A 17,470-nucleotide genomic window follows, 5' to 3' on the forward strand; every position below is an offset into this window, starting at 1 on the left:
AAAAAATGAGCGTCACGCTTGACTCTATCCGTGTGCTGACGCTTAATAACCTTTCGAAAGTAAAAAAGGGATCCTCTGTTGGACGACATATCTACCAGCGCCTTGTTTATCATACTTGGCGTGCTGATACTTATATCAGGTTATTTCTCAAGCTCTGAGACTGGCATCATGTCCATTAATCGCTATAGACTCAGACATTTAGTTAAAGAGAATAACAAATCTGCCAAACGCGTTGATAAACTACTCAAAAGGCCAGATCGCCTTATTGGACTTATTCTTATCGGTAACAACCTCGTTAATATCGCCGCCTCAGCGGTTGCCACCGTGATTGGTATGAGATTATTAGGTGATGCAGGTATTGTTGTTGCAACATTTGCACTGACCTTGGTTATTTTGATTTTTGCTGAAGTCACGCCTAAAACACTTGCTGCACTGTATCCTGAAAAAGTGGCTTTCCCAAGCTCTGTGATACTTAAAATACTTTTAAAAGTATTATTCCCTGTCGTGGTTACCGTCAACTGGATCACCAATGGCATGCTCAAACTTTTTGGTGTATCACCAGAACAAATAGAAGAACATAGCTTAAGTAAAGAAGAACTTAAGACGGTCGTAAATGAATCCAGTGCCATGCTACCCACTAATCATGGCAATATGCTGACCTCTATTTTAGACCTAGAGCAGGTCACCGTTGAAGATATCATGATCCCCCGAAATGAGATCAATGCGATTGATATTAACGATGACTGGAAAGATATTTCTCGTCGGCTAACAAATGCTCAACACACTCGAGTGCTGCTATACCGTGATCAAATAGATGACGCTGTTGGCTTTATTCACTCAAGGGATGCACTGCGCTTGTTAACTAAAGAGCAGTTTGATAAGCCTTCACTACTGCGTGCCGTAAGAGAAATATACTTTATTCCTGAAGGCACATCGCTGAATACTCAACTGCTCAAGTTTCAACAAAATAAAGAGCGCATTGGCCTAGTCGTTGATGAATACGGTGACATTCAGGGCTTGGTGACGCTAGAAGATATTTTAGAAGAAGTGGTTGGTGACTTTACAACGACTCAGACACCAACACCAAGCGATGAAGTGACGGTGCAAAGTGACGGCTCCGTTTTAGTGGATGGCAGCGCCAATATCCGAGATCTAAATAAAGAAATGGGCTGGGAGTTACCCACTGAAGGGCCTAAAACACTCAGCGGCTTAATTGTTGAGTACCTTGAAGATATTCCAGAGAGTCAACTAAGCTTAAAAATCGCTAACTATCCAATGGAAGTCATGGAAGTCAAAGAAAACATGATTAAAATAGTGAAGATTTTTCCACTGCAACAAGCACAAAAACAAGCTTAAAAAAAGGGTTAGCACATGCTAACCCTTTTTTCTTTTCATTCAGTCTAAACTCGTTTACTCGACACTGATTGTTACGAAAACAGCCTCTCAAACCAGTTTTTATCCAGATCATCCTCACATCGTTTCAGCTGTGCACCGTAACGAGATGCTCTGTGCTTAACCTTATTAGCAACTTTCATCAGCCACTTTTTCTGTTTATAGGTGCCACGGCGGTATCCACCCCAACCTTCATGATAATTTAGGTACTGCGCATAGGCATCCCACTTTGAAACACCATTTACCTTATGCGTTTTATAAACAAACCAGCCCATAAAGTCTATCGCATCTTCAAAGTCATCTCTATCGGCCCCTGAATTGCCAGTCTCGCGAATATAATCACTCCAAGTCATTGTTTTTGCTTGGGAGTAACCATATGCTGAACTTGCACGGCCAATTGGAATAAAGCCTAAGAAGTATTCCATCGGCGGCGCGGCATCGTGCCTAAATGAACTCTCTTGGTACATCATGCTCATCAGCACATGTTTTGGCGAACCCCACTTTTCCTGTGCATCACGCGCGTCGTAATACCAATCTTCTTTCTCCTCAAAAATCTTACAAATATCATTAGGTTGCTTCGGAGGGGCTGTTGCACAACCAGTCAGAGCTAGAAGTAGAGGTAAAAATATTATTTTTTTTCTCATTTTTTTTGAACTCACCTGAACTTTTCTATTTTGCTAGGGTCATACTACTTGAATGCAGCAGTTTAGCATTGTTTCATCCCTGATATATTTTGACGCAGCCCCATGGGCTGCGTTTTTTTATGCCTTTTCGAAATAATCTTGTAAAAATGCAGTCAGTGTTAACTCATCTGCATCACACACCGATTTTTCATCCACAAATGACTGCGCTGTTTTAGCATCCAACTCTGACTCATTATAAAACTGATAGTCACTTTGCAAATGAGATTGCTTATATTGACTGGCCAGTTTAAGAGCTTGCTCAGCAGAATCGGTACTCTGTTCTTTTAAAGCACTCACTAATTGACCTGAAAACGTCTCATCCGGATTATCGACCCAAGTAGCTAAGCTTGCAATCGTGTCTGAGTAAGTCTGATCACCATGCGCGTCATCAAACAGCTTGGCAACTTTCGTCAAGTCATGGAAAATAGATTCAGCCCACGCCGCAATAGAAACTTGCGTATCGCCTTGCTGTAAATGCGTCTCGGTATCGCGCCCTGTGCAAATTACACTTTGTAAGTTTCTGTCTGAAACCTGCTGTTCATCCCAGTCCATCTCTGGTGAGTCTTTTAACAAACAGTAAGTTAAGAACACGTCTAAAAATCTGATTTGCTCTAAGCTAATGCCTGTATCTGAGAATGGGTTAACATCTAAGGCACGGATCTCAATATACTCGATGCCACCGCGTGCCAATGCCTGTGTTGGTGTCTCTTGTGAATTGGCATTGCGCTTAGGTCGGATTGGTGAGTAGAACTCGTTTTCTATCTGAAGAATATTCTTGTTCAACTGCTTAGGCACATCCGCGCGATAATCATCAATATTTTCGTATAAATCAGAACGACAGCGGATTGCTGTTTGCAAGCCTTTCACATATTCAGGCAAGCTGTTGTACATCACTTTAAGTGAAGACTGAGCACTGTTGGTATATCCTAAATCGCCCAAACGTAACGCTGTACCTTTATCTAAATATAAAGTCCCTTTACCTGACTCTTGAAATGGTAAATCGCTTTGCTTACCTTGTAAAAATGAGCGACATAACGCAGGGGAAGCGCCAAATAAATAGCTTATCAGCCATAGTTCACGTTTAAAATTGCGAATAAGGCCAAGGTATTTATCAGAAATAAAATCTTGTACCGACCCTGTATTTTGCTCGCTCGCCTTTAATGCGCTCCAGAAGTCACTTGGGAATGACATATTAAAATGCACACCAGCAATAGCCTGCATCATGCTGCCATAGCGATTTTTTAACCCTTCGCGATACAGGGTTTTCATTTTCCCAATATTTGACTCACCAAATTGTGCCAGAACAATATCGTCTTGATCTTCGATAAAGCACGGCATACTCATAGGCCAGAGCATTTCATCGCCCATATTCGCCAAAGTATATTTTTGTAGATCTCTAAGCTGAGATAACGTTTGTTCTGCAGAGGTGCTAACAGGTGTAATAAACTCAAGCAGTGACTCTGAAAAGTCGGTTGTAATTGAGTTATGTGTCAATGGGTGTCCAACACCTGCTGGATGGGGTGTTTTAGCAATTTTGCCGGATGGCTGGATCCGTAAAGCTTCTCGTTCAATACCGCGCTGAATACCCGCTAATGAAGAGACAAGCGCAGTGTTGGCAAGTGTTTCTAACTTGCTATCTAAATTCGTGTGTTTCAAAAAAATACCTCGAGGCCCGGATCAAGCTTAAGTTATGCCCCTTCAATGGGGGCTAATTTAAAATACTCAAGCCACAATAATAACTTTGCCAAAGTGCTCGCCCTGCTCAACATATTTGTGAGCCAAAGCAACCTCATCTAGCTTAAATTTTTTACTTGCAACAAGCTTTACTCGCTGTGTCGCGACAGCTTTATACAGTTCATTTAGCTGTTTTGGATTAGCTTGGACTAAAATTCCATCTCCTTGAGCGCCAAAAGAGGCACCGTGTTCAATGACCGCGTCTTTGGTAATTGAAGGCACAGTCACAAACGAAGTACCCGCTCCCATGTTTGACAGCATTTTACAAGCAAGCTCGCCACCGACCAAATCCAAAAGCTGACCCGACTGGGGTTGGTCAAAAAACTCCTCGTAAGACATAGTCGCCACATCAAAGTTCAATGACTCAATTAATGCCTTACGTGTTGTAACGGCAACCACATCAAATCCGTTAAGCACCGCTAGCTGTATAGCTAAATGGCCTACACCACCTGTCGGCGCGTTAATAAACAAGGTCCCTGCGTTCACATTTAATTTATCTAACGACTGTAGCGCAGTGAGTCCTGCTAAACTCAGACCCGCCAATTCATCAGAAACTTTCGAGTCAACAACAATAATTTCTTCACTTTCAACAATGACATGAGACGCATAGCAACCAGGCGTCGAGGGAAAACCCACCATGCCTAATACAGTGTCACCGACTGCGACGTTATTAACGCCTCCACTTACCTCTTCAACGATGCCTAATACATCGTAGCCTAAAGGTAAAAATGCACCATCCTGCTTGGACTGTGCAACATAACCTAAACCTGCGCGTGTTTTAACATCAATGGGATTTATCGAAGATGAGGTAATACGAATAAAAACTTGACCTCGTTCAAGTACTGGCAGTGGAAGGTTTCGTATTTGAAGTCTATCTGCGGTGCCAAAATTTACGACTCCTGCCTGTTTGTAATTTTTATTCATGTTATGTCATCAAGCTAGACTAAATAGTCGTTAAATTTACCATATAAAAGCAAAACCCCCCAAATAACTTCATCGTGATCTTTAGGGGGTTCATAACAAATATTTTTAATTATATTTGAGCTGTAGTACGAGATTACTCGCCACTAAACAATATATTGCCTTCATCAACATCTACCTTAATGCGTGCGTACCCATTAAAATCACCTTGCAACAAACTTTGCGCCAATGGGTTTTCAATATACTGCTGTATAGCACGCTTGAGTGGCCGCGCTCCAAACACTGGGTCAAAACCGCTCTGTGCTATTTTTTCAAGTGCGCCTTCGCTCACTTCGAACCCATAACCATTATCTTTAAGACGACCTGAGAGCTTATCAAGTTGGATCCTTGCAATTTGCTTGATGTGTTCAGTGACCAGTGGATGGAATACCACAGTCTCATCGATACGGTTTATAAACTCAGGTCTAAACTGAGTCGTCAGTACGTCCATCAGTTTATTTTTCAGGCCAGTATAATCATTACTGCTTGCCTGCTCTTGAATAACGTCTGACCCCAAGTTTGATGTCATGATGATAACAGTATTCTTAAAATCAACCGTTCGACCTTGGCCATCGGTTAAACGGCCATCATCTAATACCTGTAGAAGAATATTAAAGACATCTGGATGCGCTTTTTCTACTTCATCCAACAACACAACAGAATAAGGTCTGCGACGTACCGCTTCCGTTAAATAGCCACCTTCTTCATAGCCGACATAACCAGGGGGAGCACCGACTAAACGAGCGACTGAGTGCTTTTCCATGAATTCAGACATGTCGATCCGCACCATGGCATCTTCAGTATCAAACATAAAATTAGCCAACGCTTTTGTCAGCTCCGTTTTACCCACCCCAGTAGGTCCTAAAAATAAGAAGGAACCGATTGGACGATTAGGATCCGCAAGCCCTGCACGCGAGCGACGGATAGCGTTAGCAATCGCATTAACCGCTTCGTCCTGCCCGATGACTTTCTGATGTAATTCATCTTCCATATGTAAGAGCTTTTCACGCTCCCCTTGCAGCATCTTCGCCACAGGAATACCTGTCCAACGAGAAAGGATCTCCGCGATTTCATCTTCAGACACTTGGTTTTTAAGCAAGCTCATTTCTTGCATTTCAGCTTGAGATGCTAAGTCTAGTTTGCGCTCAAGCGCAGGAATACGGCCATATTGCAATTCAGACATGCGCTGCAAATCACTCGCTCTGCGCGCCACTTCAAGGTCAAGGCGCGCTTGCTCAAGCTCAGCTTTAATTACTTGCGTGCCCTGCAAAGAGGCTTTTTCAGCATTCCAAACTTCATCTAATTCTGTATATTCAGTCTCTAGCTGGGCGATCAGTGACTGCATTTCAGTGCGGCGTTTTTGACTGGCTTCGTCTTTTTCTTTCGCCAAAGCATTGTCTTCTAACTTCAGCTGAATAATGCGTCTTTCGAGCTTGTCTAGTTGCTCTGGCTTAGAGTCGATTTGCAAACGAATAGATGAGCCTGCTTCATCTATTAGGTCAATGGCTTTATCGGGTAGTTGACGGTCGCTAATATAACGATGTGATAAATTTGCCGCAGCAACAATCGCTGGATCGGTAATATCTACAGAGTGATGCAATTCGTAGCGTTCTTTTAAGCCACGTAAAATCGCAATGGTATCTTCAACTGTTGGCTCTGAGACAAAGACTTTTTGAAAACGCCTTTCAAGTGCAGCGTCTTTCTCAATATATTGACGATACTCATCCAGTGTCGTTGCACCAACGCAATGCAGCTCGCCACGTGCGAGAGCAGGCTTAAGCATATTCCCCGCATCCATTGCACCATCTGTTTTGCCTGCACCAACCATGGTATGGATCTCATCAATGAATAAGATCACACTGCCTTCTTCTTTAGCTAGCTCATTTAACACTGATTTTAAGCGCTCTTCGAATTCGCCTCGATACTTAGCACCTGCAACAAGTGCCCCTAAATCTAGAGACAAAACACGTTTGTGCTTGAGCCCTTCAGGTACTTCACCGTTGATAATACGCTGTGCTAATCCCTCGACAATCGCTGTCTTTCCGACCCCAGGTTCACCGATCAGCACAGGGTTATTTTTAGTTCGACGCTGCAGGACTTGAATCGTGCGCCTAATTTCATCATCGCGACCTATCACTGGGTCTAATTTGCCCTGCTCAGCGCGCTCAGTTAAATCTATTGTATACTTTTCAAGGGCCTGACGTGTTTCTTCTGCGTTAGGATCATCTACTTTTTGCCCGCCTCGAATGGCTTTGATGGCCTTTTCAACCTTGTCTTGGGTAATATTGAGGGCACGAAAGATATCTCCTAACTCGCCTTTATCCTCACATGCTGAGAATACAAACACTTCGCTAGAAATATATTTATCTTTGCGCTTTTGGGCATATTTATCACATAGATTGATAAGTGAAATAAGGTTATTAGACAGTTGAACATCACCGCCAACACCTTCAACTTTGAACAATCGCTCTATAGATTGAGATAACTTAGTGTTGAGCTCGTCTGCACTCACACCTGCTTGCGCAAATAGCGCCCTGACACTCGAACCCGTTTGCTGCAACAGCGCGTACATTAAATGGACTGGTTCTATAAATTGATGATCTCGACCCAATGCTAGGGATTGAGCGTCTGACAACGCACTTTGGAATTTGCTAGTAAATCTATCTAAACGCATGAGACTCCACACCTAAGTATTCTAAACTACTTCTTTAAGTGGGTCCTTTGGTGAATATGTTCAAGTAGGGAATAGAATTTATTTGCGCCAGATCACGGTTGCCATGCGTCCACATTGCCCCTCTCGGCGGTATGAAAAAAATTGCTCACTATCACTGTAAGTACAAAGTTCATCGCTATAAATATAGTTTATATTCAACAAATTTAACTGAATGCGAGCCAATAAAAAGATATCCGCGAGAAACTTGTTCTCACCCTTGGGCGTAAATGCCTGAGCTTGCGCTGGTAATTTGTCTATGAAGGCATCTTTAACTTCAGCCCCCACTTCAAACGCAGTAGGTCCAATTGCTGGCCCAAACCAAGCCACTATCTCATTTGCAGGTGCACGAAAGCACTTTAGCGTGTTCTCGATAATACCACTAGCAAGTGGCCGCCAGCCAGCATGGATTGCCGCAACTTCATCACCTTGTCGACTTGCTAATAGAATGGGCAAACAATCTGCGGTCATGATTGCTAAAGGCTGTTTTCTTAATCGCGTATACAAAGCATCTGCACTACATGTCTTGTCAAACTCTGTATCCGCATCAACAAGGTGTACATGCGAACCATGAACCTGGTTTATCCAAATAGGGTCGCCAGGAAGAGATTCCCCTAACAGCCTACGATTACTGTTAACGTCTTCAACGCAATCTCCGACATGACTCGCCAGATTAAACGTATCAAAAGGCGCCTTAGAATAACCGCCCAAGCGGGTGCTTGTTAAAGCACCGACTTTTTCTTGCACTGGCCATTGAGGCAATATCATATGACTAGTATTCAATTTGAGGGTTAGCTTTCGTATCCGCTCTTAGCATCTCAGTCAGCGCTTGCATATCATCCGGAATGGGTGCTTCCCAAGTCATTTTCTCACCGGTAATTGGGTGTGCGATACTGAGCTTAACAGCGTGTAGTGCCTGGCGTTTGAAGCCACGCAATGTCTCTAAAAATTCTGCAGAGGCATTTTTCGGTGGGCAAGGACGGCCATTGTAAAGCTGATCTCCAATCAATGGATGCTTTAAGTATGCCATGTGTACACGGATCTGGTGTGTTCTACCTGTTTCCAGACGTAACCTGAGTCGCGTATGTGCTCTGAACTTTTCAGCAACACGATAATGCGTAATCGCAGGTTTGCCCATTTCATGTACCGCCATATGCGTCCGCTTAGTGGCATGACGACCAATCGGCTTTTCAATTACACCACCAGCTGTCATTGTACCGTTACAGATAGCTTCGTATTCACGTGTGAAATTGGTGCGCGCTTGCAGGTTTTTAACCAAATGAGTTTGCGCCTGAATGGTTTTTGCAACCACCATCAAGCCAGTGGTGTCTTTATCCAAACGATGCACGATACCAGCACGCGGTACATTGATAATATCAGGGTGATGATACAGGAGTGCATTAAGTACCGTACCGTTAGGGTTACCTGCACCTGGGTGTACAACTAAACCTATAGGTTTGTTAATTACCAGAATATCATCATCTTCATAAACGATATCTAGTGCAATATCTTGCGCTTCATATTCGCGCTCTGCTTCTATTTGTGTTTCGATCTCTACGACTTCACCACCAAATAGCTTTTCTTTCGGTGTGCTCAATGTTTGACCATTAACAGTTACCTTCTCATCTAAAATCCAAGTTTTTATTCTTGAACGTGAAAAATCAGGGAACAATTGCGCTAATATTTGGTCTAGACGTTTACCGCCTAACTCGATTGGCACTTCGGCTTGTAGAGAAATTTGCTCTGACATGTGTAACTTTACCTAAATTACCAGTGCAAGCCTCGCTCGACTGGGTTAGAATCGCATAAATGCATAGTTTACTCGGTTTTACCGACTTGGCCTAGCCGAAGACAACGAAGGTAGTAAAATAAAATGATAATGAAGTTGGGAAAACGCGCTGCTGCAGTATTTATTAGCGCATCTATACTAGGATTAGCCGCATGTTCTTCAGCACCAGAACAAGAAGAAATTGAACGTGTACCAAACAAATCTGTACAAGCATTATATGAAGATGCCAAACGCACACTAGACTCGGGCCTTTACGCAAGAGCTATTCAACTACTTGGCGCAATTAATGCTCGTTACCCATTTGGTCCTTACTCTAGACAAGTACAAATGGATTTGGTTTATGCGCATTATCAAACAGGCAATATCGATCAAGCACTTGCAACAGTAGACCGCTTTATTCGATTGAACCCGAATCACAAAAACCTAGATTATATGTATTACATGCGTGGTTTAATTAATATTAAAGCCGATGAAAATGCATTTCAGGAATACTTCGGCGTTGACCGTGCGGATAGAGATGTAAGCAAAACACGTGTTGCATTCCAAGATTTATCTACGTTAGTTAAAAACTATCCAGATAGCAGCTACACGCCAGAAGCGAAAAAACGCCTTGCGTGGCTGCTCAACAAAATGGCTCGTTATGAACTGAAAATTGCCAATTACTACTTTGAGCGTGAAGCGTATTTAGCAGCAGCTAACCGTGGTAAATATGTTGTTGAGCACTATTCACAAAGCAGCTATTTGCTTGAAGCGCTGGATATGATGGAAAAGAGCTACGACAAACTTGGTTTAACCGATCTCAGTGATAATGTCAGAAAGACAAAAGCGCTTAACCAACGTTAATATTTTGGTTCAGGCATCTGTGATGCCTGAACTCCCCACTGGTTTCGAAGTTAAATCGCCTCTTCGTCCTCTTCCCCAGTACGGATCCGAACCACACGCTCAACCTCTGTGACAAATATCTTGCCATCACCAATTTTACCGGTTTGAGCCGTTTTCAAAATAACATCAATTGCACGATCGACATCTTCTTCTGCAAGTACAATGTCTAGCTTTACTTTTGGTAGGAAGTCAACCATATACTCTGCGCCACGATAAAGCTCAGTATGGCCTTTTTGGCGTCCAAAACCTTTGACTTCACACACAGTCATGCCAGTAATACCTATATCAGACAGGGCTTCCCTTACATCATCTAACTTAAATGGTTTAATTATTGCTTCAATCTTCTTCATGATTATCATGCTTCCTCTGGTAATGCGTCGATTTTAGACAATAGGGGCAAGCATGGCAAACATAGCTGTTGAATAATATATTGAAAAAGCGCAAAATAAAGTATCATAACCAGCCTATATTTGGAGCATAATATGCGATACCAACGCGGCATGAGCTTATTGGAATTGTTAATCACCATTGCTATTTTAGGTGTATTGGCTTCCCTAACCTTCTTCTTCACAAGTTCCACTTATCAAGAAAATCGCGCACAAAGTTTTTTATTAGAGCTAAAACGCACTGTTACTTTTGCTAGAGCAAAAGCGACAGCCAGCGATGAAATTGTCATCGTATGCCCTGTTCTAGAAACTTTACTATTAGAAAATCAAGACTTTACTTGCAACACAGACTGGAAAAGCAATCGAATCGTTATTTTTGTAGATCGCGACAATAACGGCACATACACGACTGACACTGATGATTTATTGAGAGTAATGGAAAGAGTATTGGATAATGATGACTTAAACTACCCTGTTGCCTCATTAAAATTTGACTCAAGCGGCCGACTTGGTGACGGACAAAATGGTACATTTATCTACTGCCCAAACGGTGCTACAACACAAAACCAAAGCCTCAATATAACCCAAGCAGGTACGGCACTATTTACTGGTGATACAACACAAACTTGCACCTAAACTTCAACATGCTACAAAAGAGTTTTGAAATCAAAAAAGATTAACTTTTTCATTTTCACACTCGCTATTGTACAGATGCACTAAAAAATAATAATAAAGTGTACATGGCCAACGATATATAAATTTTCATCCCTCAAATCCACACCCAAAGTCACCCAAATGCGTACCCATACTCAAGGACTGGAGTGGAATTGATGAATAAAATTAAAAATACTGGGTTTTCACTGTTTGAGCTGCTTATCGTGCTATCAATATGTGCCATTGTCACTTCACTTGCAATTCCCTCTATGAGTGAAGTTTTTTCTATTAATAGGCCCAGGCACGCACTCATGTACCTAGACAGGTTAATAAGTTACGCCAGGCTCCAAGCGGTTTATTCTGGTGAACGTGTCACACTGTGCCCGTTGGTTTCAAACTGCTGCGCAAAAAACTATTGGCATACTGAACTCACTCTGTTCATTGATAGAGGCCAGCTAAAATGCTTAAACGATCAAGATACGATTCTTACTGTCAGTACAGGCATCAATCCTGCTGATGATATTAGTTATCAAAGAGCTGGAATAACATTCAAACATACAGGCTGTACTTGGGGCCTTGCAAATGGGACTTTTGTCTATTGCGTCACCAAACACGATGGCAGCAAATTTGGTAAAGCACTTTCTTTAAGCACTGCTGGCCGCACAAGGCTGCAAGATACTTCTAAATGCAAACTTTAGCGTTCCCAGCAAGTATCAACACTGGCTGTGCCTGTCACTGTTTTTATACCTAAATTATTAACAGATAAGCTACTGCACTCAAGATCTCCTTGAACAGGCCCACCTGTGGCGGTTGCCGTTAAGGTATAGCCCCCATTGCTGACACTGACTGAGATAGTAAAATACCCGTTTTCGCTTGTTGTTGGTATACCGATATCTTCCAATTTACTGGCATATTCCCGATTATCCACGAAATACTGCTCCTGCTTATTTGCCGCATCCAATAAGATGGTCATGGCATCAGTTCTCGCGCCGCGTTTAATATAACTAGAGTAATTGGGATACGCCAGGGTGGCGAGTATCCCTACAATCGCTACAACAATTACGAGCTCAACCAACGTAAAACCTGAGTCAATACGCATTTTACTTTTCATCATTATCTTCTTTCTTGTAAATATAGAGCTGTCTTGTTTCGTAAGTGATAGTTAACGGCGAAACACCTGGTACATTCGCAGAGCCATCAGCATTTTTATAAACATTAGGTGGCTCAAGCTTATAAGGATCAATACCGTCAGCTGGATTACCACCAAACATATCATCTAACGCGTCATCTTTTATCACTGTTGGACTGATGATCTTGGCTTTGACCGTCTTTTTCTTCGTGATTGGATCTTCGTATACATCGTAATGCGTCCGTGGTGTATCTGGTAATGTGGCTGTCGTTCTGTAACGACGAAGTTGGAATACTTGCATACCATAATGCAGGTGCACTATGTACAAGTACCCTGTACCTTCGCCAATCGAGCATTGATTTTCTGACACCGTCGTTGGCGAAAATGATGTAAAGTAAGCCAAACCACCTATCGCTGTCGCTGCAGAGAGAGATTTTTCTCCGGTCTCTAATCTAATCTTCCAACCTTTCGCTTTACCCAGTTCGACTTCTTGATCTAAAAAATTCTCATAACTATCTAGGCTAGATTTGAATGGATCATTGGTGACATTAAACAAATTACTTGCACGGATCACACTTGGCGTATTATCTGATGTAAATGACTGAGTTTTTGTGTTCTCATCTCTGACCATAAATAAAAAGTTTTTAATATGTGTCGACGTTGGCTTCGCTCGATTACCACTACCAATCAAGATACCTTCATACGGCACATCCCTTCTAATTTTAGTCGCCTTGCCATCTACAATTTCTTCGGTGACCTTACTAAAGTAAGTTCTTGCTATCATGGGACGATAGAAAAACCTTCTTTTCGCATTGTCATTCCCACCACTTAAGTTAGCCAGCATATAATGTGTCCACGGCGCATCTTCATCGTCCGGTTTGCTACTAGGTAGATCTACTCTCCACAGCCCCCCCCCCGTATCAGCTGCATATATCCTATCAACATAACCATCATAGTCAGAATCAAGCACACTCACATCCGCAGCAATACTATGCTCGCCTTTAAAGCCATTATCAGGCGTCAAAGACCATACGGGCTTACCACTTTCTAAATCAACTATATATATTCCTCTGCCTTTACTGTCTTCTGAAAAAATGGCATTGTCTTTATTCGTGTCATACCCCGCACCAAAAATTAACACAGGCTTGTCAGGTTGGGCGGTAATAAAAGAAACAATAGGCTTAGACCAAGACTGGCCTAGCTCAGTAAAATCACCGACCCCGCCCTTAATTGGCCCGCCCCACAGCATTCTGGGCTGATCAGGTACCGTAATATCAAAACCGTAATATTCATTGCCACCACGTCGCATACCCGCAATCAACCAAACTTTTTCGCCAGAATCCACCACTCCACTGTCATTTTTATCCCAAAAATACACTGTGATAGGTCCATCCATACCATATAGTTTAGTATCTTGCCTGCGATCTCTAAGCGGTTTTAAGATATCTAGGAGTGAGTCTGGAATGAATGCCCAACTTTCTTCAACTGTTTCGCCTTTGTCTTTAAACATATGCAAAAAGCCAGCATTGGTCCCAACAATCACCCTCAAATCATCATTGCCATAATCTATGGTCACAGGCCTTGAATGAAGTGGGTCTCCAAAAATATCTTTTCGCCTTTCATTAGTGATACGGTTACCATTTTGGTCATCTACATCAAGCCCTCTTGCCCATAACATCGTGTTTTGAACTTCAGACGTTGAACTATCAAGCTTTGCGGCCAAGTTGACCAATGAGCCTTGATGGGCATTTAAAGCTGACGCATAATCAAAATCATACAGCGCCCCTTTGCCATAATCTGAATACAAACGACGAACTGTTTGCCGCTCGGTCAGCTGGTAATTAATCCCGCCTTCCAATACTACATTGCCATCTTTACTGCTTGGCGCAGACCAAAATGTTGTTACTGACTTATCAATTTGGCCTTGATCATTAATCGCATTAGTTGTGCTGGATGAGCCATGTACGATACCACCAGTCACTTTCAGCTTTTTAAGATTCCCAGCCCATCGAGTATGAGTTTCCGGATAAAACATGGTGAAGTAAACAGAATCACCACTGCGACTCAAATCAGAACTACTTGTAGACACGGAAGGAGATGAAAAACTATCGCTTTGCTCTCGAATTTTTGAAATAGTTAGTTTTAGTGCTTCAGATAACTGTGATGCCGTATTTGCGTGAAGGTAATCGCCCCCACCATCAATCTCCCCCGTTCGTCTCAGTAACGCTTTACCTGCATCAGACATCCCGGTACCAAACCCAATTGTGTAGACTCGCGCAAAGTCTTGTTTATCAGGTGTAGTTGGGTATAAGTCAATAGGCGTTTCTGAGGTACCCCGCATCAATTTTGCCAAGGTGTTTAAATAGCTATTAGATAGCTTATCCGGTTTTGAGCCAAACGTTGCTAAATGTTCGTCAGATATGTCAGTATCTTTTCCTGTATCACTTGTTGGGTCACCGTCAGTCATCAAGATAATGTTCGTTGAGGTATCGCAGCGCTCAGGTTCACCCGCTACAGGCGCAAAAGGCGATATGTATGTGTTGTTATATTCAATGGACTTATCCCTGTCATTACCGCCATTAAAACCATAATCAACGGACTCCCCTTTAAGATACAAATATGCCTCCCACAAGGTTTCCGCTAAGGGAGTACTGCCGCTGGCTCTAAGCGCATTTATTTTACTCACAACCACACTGGGGTCGGCACCAATGCCATTTAAAACATACCCCCCTGAACTGGAATACAAGCGCATTAAGCCAAAGTCAAAGTCAGGGTTGTCGTTCACCAAGGTAGTCATGGCGTCTTTCGCAACCCTCAGTCTACTGTCATAACACCTTGAAGAGCGATAACGGCCATTTTTGTACTTATAACAAGTCTTGGATGTCTTTGAGGTATCAAAGCACTCTACAGATCTCAGCCGCCAATTTTTATACTCATAGCAACGCCGACCGTCGGTTACATCCCACGCCATACTGCCGGAGGTATCAAAAATCACAATGACACGTGACTTTTCAGAGCCACCCACATCATGTTTTACATACAACTCTATGTCTTCAGCATATACACTGCTGCTTACCAGCAAGCAGACTAAGAAAAGTCTTTTAAAGTACATCATTGATTTGCCTTAACATCTTGAATCTCTTGACCAATACCAATAACGACTGTCACCTTATGGCGGCCTTGGTCACCATACTCTACAGAGCTCGTTAACTCAGTCATATTGCAGACAACCCCCTCGGTATAACCATATATCCTAGGGCACGGAACTTCTAACTGTCCTTTATTCAAGTTTCTCAATTCATAATCGACGAGGCTTTCTTGGTTTTCATTATCAAACTTGTGAACGCCACCATCATTAGCGTCTATTTGGCCATTTGTTAAATGAAACTTACTGGCACCAAACATTTGTTTTTGATCTTTTACCAATCGCTGTACTTCACCCATTAAATAGGCCTCAGCTGTTTCACGTTCTTGAGCTGCATTGGTAATTTTTATATCAATCGTACTGCTACTCATCAGTGTCACAGCGATACTCGTCACCGCAACGATCAATACCATAGAGACGATTAATACCATCCCTTTTTGTTTCGAATGATTTACCATGCTGAAGACCCCATGTTATATAGCTGAACAGTCGTTGAAAAAACGGTTCTCCTATAACTGTCTGAAAATGTATGAATGACTTTGTCGGTATCGTTCCCTAATGTATATTTTTGGTTCTTCAAATTTATTCCAGGATCAGGCTCCAAAGACCTAACAAGTACAATAACCTGAACTGTCAATACACCTTCTGACCTTTCCCAATCAGCAGCTGTCATTTGCTTAACGCTGCGATAGCTATCCACTCGGCTATCACCATCAATATCAATACCAAATAAAAAACGCATATCCTCAACGCCTTCAATGACGGTTTCAGTGGTCATCTGACCGGTCACAGTTAACCTCTTCCTCATCAGTACCGGAATTGTCAATGGCGCATTATTAATGGTTATCTGCTGCTCGCTTATGTAATAAACATGATGACTGTATGGCCAGAGCGTCGCATTTACATTGGGTAAAGCGACAAAGTCTCTCCCCGCAATAAACTCCCCCTGCTCTTGCTGCGCAATAAAATAATATTTATTACTATTTACTGCGTCATTGATGATTTGATCACCTTCTAGGAATTTAAGTTGCAGGGCTTCAGTATTCTTTTTTGCGCCAGTGATACACTCTAGCGTAGTACCCGTAGTCGTATAGCTGGCATAAATGGGGCGAAAGTTAGTAGGCACAGCGGCAGGGAAGCTACCGTTATTCAACCCCCCAAAACAATCACCAGCGGGATTAGGTGGACTTACGGAGTTAACAGTACTAAAGCTTTTATCGTAAAAGGTGCCCCAAAACCCTATCTGCTCCAAATCTCTACGGAGCAATGTTAAAGATAATCGACCTATTTCTTGCAGCTCTCCGATGGCCATCGTGTCTTTTGTCGTCACTCGCATACTGACATACGTCGCGACAACGCCACCTAAGAGTATCGCCCCGATAAAAAGCGAGATTAAGATTTCGATCAAAGTAAACCCACGCTGGCGCATTGCTAACTCCTTACAAGCACAAAGCTAGATAAAGAAACGAGCCTTCTGTAGTCATCGTTAGTACCGCAGTTAATACCCGATGTCGTGCTGTTTGCTTTAATCGCTTGACGACCAACCCAAGCGACGGTCACAGTAACTTCAAAGCCATCCCCATCTCTAACAGGGGTGATGCAGACTGTTGTATCGTCTAAAGAACCCGTATTTTCTTTTGCCCGAATAGCTTGCTTCCATTGTTCTTTGTCTAAATTAGCTATCGCCTGATTGTTGCAAAAGTTAGAAAAGCACGTTGTATCCGTATTGAGTTCGGTCTCACTCGTGAACGAGCCACCATATAGGTCAATTAATGAAGCCGTGTCGTTTGACCTGATCCGCTGAATAATATCTCCTGCCAAGGCAACTGCGGCAGCACGCTGCATCGAGTCAAAGCTTGCTTGCTTCGCCTTCGCTTGCAGTGCAACCGCACCTAACAACCCAAAGCTAAGCACCATAAAAGCAACTACTACTTCTAATAAGGTAAACCCTGCCTGGACTTTTTTTGGAAACAAATTACCCATGAAAAAAACTCAATATATACTCT

At 42.6% G+C, this 17,470-nt stretch carries 16 protein-coding genes; 4 read left to right on the top strand and 12 right to left on the bottom strand.

The features are described from left to right. Nucleotides 1-78: 78 nt before the first annotated feature. Nucleotides 79-1,356, top strand: a complete 1,278-nt coding sequence (locus AC2CZC_RS01435; protein WP_237135444.1) for an HlyC/CorC family transporter — start codon at nucleotides 79-81, stop codon at nucleotides 1,354-1,356. 71 nt (nucleotides 1,357-1,427) lie between these two features. Here the strand turns inward: AC2CZC_RS01435 and AC2CZC_RS01440 are convergent, their stop codons facing one another. From AC2CZC_RS01440 to rluD, 6 genes are all read right to left on the bottom strand, one after another. Continuing rightward, nucleotides 1,428-2,036, bottom strand: coding sequence for a transglycosylase SLT domain-containing protein (locus AC2CZC_RS01440; protein ID WP_484583558.1), 609 nt, complete (start codon nucleotides 2,034-2,036; stop codon nucleotides 1,428-1,430). A gap of 117 nt (nucleotides 2,037-2,153) precedes the next feature. After that, a complete protein-coding gene (gene gshA, locus AC2CZC_RS01445; protein ID WP_484583559.1) occupies nucleotides 2,154-3,731 on the bottom strand; it encodes a glutamate--cysteine ligase in 1,578 nt (525 codons plus the stop codon). A 66-nt stretch (nucleotides 3,732-3,797) separates the two neighbouring features. Continuing rightward, complete coding sequence (locus tag AC2CZC_RS01450; protein WP_484583560.1) at nucleotides 3,798-4,733, bottom strand: NADP-dependent oxidoreductase; 936 nt, start codon at nucleotides 4,731-4,733, stop codon at nucleotides 3,798-3,800. 133 nt (nucleotides 4,734-4,866) lie between these two features. Further along, on the bottom strand, nucleotides 4,867-7,443 hold the full coding sequence (gene clpB / locus AC2CZC_RS01455) for an ATP-dependent chaperone ClpB (protein ID WP_484583561.1): 2,577 nt from the start codon (nucleotides 7,441-7,443) through the stop codon (nucleotides 4,867-4,869). Between the two features lie 78 nt (nucleotides 7,444-7,521). Beyond that, complete coding sequence (gene pgeF / locus AC2CZC_RS01460; RefSeq protein WP_484583562.1) at nucleotides 7,522-8,247, bottom strand: peptidoglycan editing factor PgeF; 726 nt, start codon at nucleotides 8,245-8,247, stop codon at nucleotides 7,522-7,524. Between the two features lie 4 nt (nucleotides 8,248-8,251). Beyond that, on the bottom strand, nucleotides 8,252-9,229 hold the full coding sequence (rluD, locus tag AC2CZC_RS01465) for a 23S rRNA pseudouridine(1911/1915/1917) synthase RluD (RefSeq protein WP_484583563.1): 978 nt from the start codon (nucleotides 9,227-9,229) through the stop codon (nucleotides 8,252-8,254). 123 nt (nucleotides 9,230-9,352) lie between these two features. Here rluD and AC2CZC_RS01470 point away from each other — a divergent pair, with 123 nt between their 5' ends. Next, nucleotides 9,353-10,111: an outer membrane protein assembly factor BamD gene (locus AC2CZC_RS01470; RefSeq protein WP_484583564.1), complete on the top strand. Its 759-nt coding sequence runs from the start codon at nucleotides 9,353-9,355 to the stop codon at nucleotides 10,109-10,111. 50 nt (nucleotides 10,112-10,161) lie between these two features. On the opposite strand, the gene glnB is transcribed toward AC2CZC_RS01470, so the two are convergent. Next, nucleotides 10,162-10,500 carry a nitrogen regulatory protein P-II gene (gene glnB / locus AC2CZC_RS01475; protein WP_010382451.1) on the bottom strand — a complete coding sequence of 113 codons (339 nt, stop codon included), beginning with the start codon at nucleotides 10,498-10,500 and terminating at the stop codon, nucleotides 10,162-10,164. A gap of 132 nt (nucleotides 10,501-10,632) precedes the next feature. Between glnB and AC2CZC_RS01480 the strand changes: the two genes are divergently transcribed. Further along, the gene (locus AC2CZC_RS01480) at nucleotides 10,633-11,172 is read left to right on the top strand and encodes a pilus assembly FimT family protein (RefSeq protein ID WP_484583565.1); all 540 of its coding nucleotides are present in this window, start codon (nucleotides 10,633-10,635) and stop codon (nucleotides 11,170-11,172) included. A 194-nt stretch (nucleotides 11,173-11,366) separates the two neighbouring features. Continuing rightward, nucleotides 11,367-11,888, top strand: coding sequence for a GspH/FimT family pseudopilin (locus tag AC2CZC_RS01485; protein WP_484583566.1), 522 nt, complete (start codon nucleotides 11,367-11,369; stop codon nucleotides 11,886-11,888). On the opposite strand, the gene AC2CZC_RS01490 is transcribed toward AC2CZC_RS01485, so the two are convergent. Genes AC2CZC_RS01490 through pilV form a run of 5 tightly spaced genes read right to left on the bottom strand, consistent with a single transcriptional unit; the run spans nucleotide 11,885 to nucleotide 17,447 of the window. Continuing rightward, a complete protein-coding gene (locus AC2CZC_RS01490) occupies nucleotides 11,885-12,301 on the bottom strand; it encodes a type IV pilin protein (protein ID WP_484584826.1) in 417 nt (138 codons plus the stop codon). The two genes, AC2CZC_RS01485 and AC2CZC_RS01490, sit on opposite strands and share 4 nt — an antisense overlap. Further along, on the bottom strand, nucleotides 12,291-15,434 hold the full coding sequence (locus AC2CZC_RS01495) for a pilus assembly protein (RefSeq protein WP_484583567.1): 3,144 nt from the start codon (nucleotides 15,432-15,434) through the stop codon (nucleotides 12,291-12,293). The genes AC2CZC_RS01490 and AC2CZC_RS01495 overlap by 11 nt, the downstream gene beginning before the upstream one ends. Next, nucleotides 15,431-15,922, bottom strand: a complete 492-nt coding sequence (locus AC2CZC_RS01500; protein WP_063360246.1) for a pilus assembly PilX family protein — start codon at nucleotides 15,920-15,922, stop codon at nucleotides 15,431-15,433. Before AC2CZC_RS01500 ends, AC2CZC_RS01495 begins: the two co-directional genes overlap by 4 nt. Continuing rightward, nucleotides 15,916-16,893: a PilW family protein gene (locus AC2CZC_RS01505; protein ID WP_484583568.1), complete on the bottom strand. Its 978-nt coding sequence runs from the start codon at nucleotides 16,891-16,893 to the stop codon at nucleotides 15,916-15,918. Before AC2CZC_RS01505 ends, AC2CZC_RS01500 begins: the two co-directional genes overlap by 7 nt. 2 nt (nucleotides 16,894-16,895) lie before the next feature. Next, nucleotides 16,896-17,447, bottom strand: coding sequence for a type IV pilus modification protein PilV (pilV, locus tag AC2CZC_RS01510; RefSeq protein WP_063360248.1), 552 nt, complete (start codon nucleotides 17,445-17,447; stop codon nucleotides 16,896-16,898). Between the last annotated feature and the right edge of the window lie 23 nt (nucleotides 17,448-17,470).

It is taken from the genome of Pseudoalteromonas sp. MMG033, from assembly GCF_057197785.1.

Excerpts from the sequence above, each read along its gene's own strand:
- AC2CZC_RS01440 (WP_484583558.1), bottom strand. The coding sequence starts at position 2,036 with ATGAGAAAAAAAATAATATTTTTACCTCTACTTCTAGCTCTGACTGGT.
- AC2CZC_RS01450 (WP_484583560.1), bottom strand. The coding sequence starts at position 4,733 with ATGAATAAAAATTACAAACAGGCAGGAGTCGTAAATTTTGGCACCGCA.
- clpB (WP_484583561.1), bottom strand. The coding sequence starts at position 7,443 with ATGCGTTTAGATAGATTTACTAGCAAATTCCAAAGTGCGTTGTCAGAC.
- pgeF (WP_484583562.1), bottom strand. The coding sequence starts at position 8,247 with ATGATATTGCCTCAATGGCCAGTGCAAGAAAAAGTCGGTGCTTTAACA.
- rluD (WP_484583563.1), bottom strand. The coding sequence starts at position 9,229 with ATGTCAGAGCAAATTTCTCTACAAGCCGAAGTGCCAATCGAGTTAGGC.
- AC2CZC_RS01470 (WP_484583564.1), top strand. The coding sequence starts at position 9,353 with ATGATAATGAAGTTGGGAAAACGCGCTGCTGCAGTATTTATTAGCGCA.
- glnB (WP_010382451.1), bottom strand. The coding sequence starts at position 10,500 with ATGAAGAAGATTGAAGCAATAATTAAACCATTTAAGTTAGATGATGTA.
- AC2CZC_RS01480 (WP_484583565.1), top strand. The coding sequence starts at position 10,633 with ATGCGATACCAACGCGGCATGAGCTTATTGGAATTGTTAATCACCATT.
- AC2CZC_RS01485 (WP_484583566.1), top strand. The coding sequence starts at position 11,367 with ATGAATAAAATTAAAAATACTGGGTTTTCACTGTTTGAGCTGCTTATC.
- AC2CZC_RS01490 (WP_484584826.1), bottom strand. The coding sequence starts at position 12,301 with ATGAAAAGTAAAATGCGTATTGACTCAGGTTTTACGTTGGTTGAGCTC.
- AC2CZC_RS01495 (WP_484583567.1), bottom strand. The coding sequence starts at position 15,434 with ATGATGTACTTTAAAAGACTTTTCTTAGTCTGCTTGCTGGTAAGCAGC.
- AC2CZC_RS01500 (WP_063360246.1), bottom strand. The coding sequence starts at position 15,922 with ATGGTAAATCATTCGAAACAAAAAGGGATGGTATTAATCGTCTCTATG.
- AC2CZC_RS01505 (WP_484583568.1), bottom strand. The coding sequence starts at position 16,893 with ATGCGCCAGCGTGGGTTTACTTTGATCGAAATCTTAATCTCGCTTTTT.
- pilV (WP_063360248.1), bottom strand. The coding sequence starts at position 17,447 with ATGGGTAATTTGTTTCCAAAAAAAGTCCAGGCAGGGTTTACCTTATTA.